This window comes from Candidatus Andeanibacterium sp., assembly GCF_057143545.1.
In genome coordinates, this window is sequence record NZ_DBNHSF010000004.1 from 1 (window position 1) to 3,467 (window position 3,467).

At 65.5% G+C, this 3,467-nt stretch carries 4 protein-coding genes and 1 other RNA gene; all 5 read right to left on the reverse strand.

Features of this window, described 5'->3' with window-relative positions:
- Nucleotides 1-200 precede the first annotated feature (200 nt).
- Nucleotides 201-542 (reverse strand): YbaB/EbfC family nucleoid-associated protein, encoded by a 342-nt coding sequence (locus tag AC16XC_RS00285; protein WP_484032631.1) that lies wholly within the window; start codon nucleotides 540-542, stop codon nucleotides 201-203.
- Complete coding sequence (locus AC16XC_RS00290; protein ID WP_484032632.1) at nucleotides 539-2,317, reverse strand: DNA polymerase III subunit gamma/tau; 1,779 nt, start codon at nucleotides 2,315-2,317, stop codon at nucleotides 539-541. The genes AC16XC_RS00285 and AC16XC_RS00290 overlap by 4 nt, the downstream gene beginning before the upstream one ends.
- 122 nt (nucleotides 2,318-2,439) lie before the next feature.
- Nucleotides 2,440-2,534: signal recognition particle sRNA small type (gene ffs / locus AC16XC_RS00295), an RNA gene on the reverse strand.
- A gap of 164 nt (nucleotides 2,535-2,698) precedes the next feature.
- On the reverse strand, nucleotides 2,699-2,977 hold the full coding sequence (locus AC16XC_RS00300; RefSeq protein ID WP_484032633.1) for an ETC complex I subunit: 279 nt from the start codon (nucleotides 2,975-2,977) through the stop codon (nucleotides 2,699-2,701).
- Nucleotides 2,978-3,150: 173 nt separating this feature from the next.
- Nucleotides 3,151-3,467 (reverse strand): ATP-dependent helicase C-terminal domain-containing protein (locus AC16XC_RS00305; RefSeq protein ID WP_484032634.1); only part of this gene is annotated, 317 nt, incomplete at its 5' end.

Sequence of the window (3,467 nt, forward strand, 5' to 3'; positions counted from 1 at the left end):
AGCTTCTGGCCAAGGCCAAGGGTCGCAACCGGTTGGAGCTGGCCGGGCATTCCAGTTCGCGCATGGAGACAACGAAAACAACCAATCCTTGCGTGAACCTGCACCCAGTGTGCTGGAACGAGCCCGGCCAGCTTCAACCACGATATTGTGCGGCGTAGCTCAGGCCGGCGGCTATCCTCGGCGAGCGGGATCCGGACCGGTCAGCCCATTCCGGGCAATTCGAAACCCGGCGGAAGTCCCATTCCCTGCTGGATTTTCGACATTTCCGCGCCGGCGGCCTGGTCGGCCTTGGTCCGCGCATCGTTGAAGGCGGCGGCAACCAGGTCTTCCAGGATCGTCTTGTCCTCCGGCACGATCAGGCTGTCGTCGATCGAAACCGACAGGATCCGGCCCCTGGCTGTGCAGCGAATCCTCACCAGGCCCCCGCCCGAAACGCCTTCGACCTCGATCTCGTCGAGCTTCACTTGGGCTTCGTTCATCTGCTTCTGGATGTTCTTGGCCGCCTCCTGGGCCGCCTGGAGCATCTCTTCCATCGATTTCATGCCTGGTTTCTCCAATTGCGTTCGCGCCCCGGCCCGCCTTCGCTTTCCTCGACCAGTTCGGCATCGGGAAAGGCGGCGAAGGCTGCCTTGACGATCGGCGCGTCGAGCAGCTTTTGCCTTGCTTCGTTCGCGCGCGCTTCTTCCTGCTCAACCAATGTCGGAGCCCCGGGTTGCCCGGCCAGTTCGACGATCCAGCGTTGCGACGTCAATTGCAGCAACCCGTCGCGCAATTCGGGAGCGATGTCCTGGCTGAAGCCATCGGCCAGCGCATAGCGCAGGATTCCGGGCTCGAGCTCGACCACCCGGACCTGCAGGCGCATCTTTGTCGCGAGGTTCAGCTGCCCCGAATGTTCGACCTGCTCGACCAGCCGGGACCAATCGAGCGCTGCCTTTGGAGCTGGCGAGCTGTCGCCGGGCGGGGCCATCGGAACGGCGCCCCTGCCCTGTTCGAGCGCTTCCTCGAAGCGCTTCGCCACGGTGCCGGGATCGGGCATGTCGACCGCGTGCAAGATGCGCAGCAGCGCCATCTGCGCGGTAACCAGCGGATCGGGCGCAAGGCGCACCTCGTCATGCCCTTTGAGGAGCAATTGCCACATTCGGTGAAGCTGCGCCGGTTTGAGCCGCCCGGCCCAATCCTCCAAAGCCTCCCGCTCCTCGGCGGTCGGAGCATCGGCTCCGCTCCGGCCGATCCGGGCGACCGTGATCCGGTGAGTGATCTCCATCAAGGACCGCATCAGCGCCAGCGGTTCGACGCCGAGCGCATACTGCTTGTCGATTTCGTCCAGCAGCGTCTCGTGATCGCCTTCCAGCAGCGCCGCGAACAGCCTTCGCAGCGCTCCGCGATCCGCCAGCCCGAGCATGTCGCGTACGCGATCGGCGGTGACCTTCCCTTCCTTTTCAAGGTCCGCATGTGCAATTGCCTGGTCGAGGATCGAAAGGCCGTCGCGGCTCGAACCTTCGGCCGCGGACGCGATGATCGACAGGGCCTCGGGCTCCGCCTCGACGCCTTCCTTCGCGCAGATTTCCGCGAACTGCCGTTCGAGCAGCTCGCGGGGAATACGTCGCAGGTCGAAGCGCTGGCAGCGGCTCAGCACCGTGACCGGGAGCTTGTCGACCTCGGTCGTCGCGAACAGGAACTTCACATGCGCCGGCGGCTCCTCGAGGGTCTTGAGCAGGCCGTTGAACGCCTGGCGCGAAAGCATGTGGACTTCGTCGATGATGTAGATCTTGTAGCGCGCCGAAACGGCGGCATAGCGCACCGCCTCGATGATCTCGCGGACGTCGTCGATCCCGGTATGGCTCGCCGCATCCATCTCGATCACGTCGATATGGCGGCCTTCGGCGATCGCGACACACGGTTCGCATCGGCCGCAGGGTTCGATCGTCGGCCCGCCCTGCCCGTCGGGCCCGATGCAATTGAGGGCCTTGGCGATGAGGCGCGCGGTCGAAGTCTTGCCGACCCCGCGTACCCCGGTCATCAGGAAGGCATGCGCCAGGCGGTCGCGCGCGATCGCGTTGGCGAGCGTTTGCACCATCGCATCCTGGCCGAGCAATTCGGCAAAGGTTTGCGGGCGGTATTTTCGGGCCAGCACGCGATAGGGCTGGAAGGAAGCAGGGGCTTCAGGCGGCTGGACCGGCGGCGATTGCGGAGCGGCCTCCGCGCCGCCGAACAGCGCCGACTGCCCGGCCGCTTCCAGCTCTTCCGGGCTCGGCCCGGTCTCCCCGGAATCGTCGGCGGAGGCATCCTTGCCCAGCAGGTCGTCTGAATCACCCATGACCCGAACCTAGGCGTAACGGCGCGGCTTGTCAGTCGCTAATGGCGCATTGGACTGGGAAAATGGAACCGGGAGATCCTGCTTGGGAAGTTCGGTTGGGGCGCGGGCTGGTGCCGCTTCGCCAAAAAGGAACCGGCCGACCCGCCGCTGACCGTTGTGGCTGCTTCCTTCCGGACCTGACCAGGTTGGCGGACGCAAACGCCCGACCGGCTCCCGGGCGCGCATATGGCGGCGAAAGGGCTAGAATGCAACCATGTCGCTCTCTCCCCTTCAGGGGAGAGATACGCAGGCTTGGTCGCGAAGCGGCCTAGCTGGAGTTGAGAGGGGCAGCGCCTCGGGCGGCCCCTCTCCCAACCCTCTCCCCTGAAGGGGAGAGGGCTATTACCTGAAATTGTCGGCGTAGGCCTGCAGCTTGAGCGCCCTGGGCGGGGTCTTGTGTACCCGCGCGAAAATCCCGTGCTTCGCGGCATAAGCCTGGGCGGCTTCCTGCGAGCGGAATTTCAGCTGCACCTGCTGCTGCATGTCGCCGCTGCCGGCCCAGCCCATCAGCGGATCGGGCTTCTTGGCCTCGGCGGGATCGAATTCGAGGACCCACTGGTCGGTGAGCGCCTTGCCCGATTGCATGGCATTCTTCGGGCGCTGGTAGATGCGTGCAGACATGGTTCGGCCTTTATCATTTTTTTGTTGAGCCTCAAGCGCCGGCGGCCACATCCGTGGCCTTGGCTTTCCTCGCGCGTTACGAGCAAAGCTCGACGCGCTGCGGGCGGGCGCCTCCGGCAGGCTACGCCTGTCGGCTATTTGAGCCGAGCGCCCTTGCGGGCCTTCGGCCCGAATCAGTGCGAATCATTGAACGCGTTCTTGGTCTTGAGGCTGGGTGCCTCCGCCCACGGCTCCTCGGGCCAGCGATGCTTGGGATAGCGGCCTTTCATCTCCTTCGCGACCTCGCGCCAGCTCCCGCGCCAGAAGGCGGGGAGGTCGCGCGTCGCCTGGATCGGGCGCCCGGCAGGACTGGTAAGCTGGAGCAAGAGCGGCTGGGGCGGTTGGCCGATCGTCGGATGGCGGTCGAGCCCGAACAGCGCCTGCACGCGAACCTCGACCGAGGGTCCGCCTTCGGCCTCGTAATCGATCGGATGGTGCGTCCCGGCCGGGC

Coding starts and splice junctions, on each gene's coding strand:
- AC16XC_RS00285 (WP_484032631.1), bottom strand. CDS start 542: ATGAAATCGATGGAAGAGATGCTCCAGGCGGCCCAGGAGGCGGCCAAG.
- AC16XC_RS00300 (WP_484032633.1), bottom strand. CDS start 2,977: ATGTCTGCACGCATCTACCAGCGCCCGAAGAATGCCATGCAATCGGGC.
- AC16XC_RS00290 (WP_484032632.1), bottom strand. CDS start 2,317: ATGGGTGATTCAGACGACCTGCTGGGCAAGGATGCCTCCGCCGACGAT.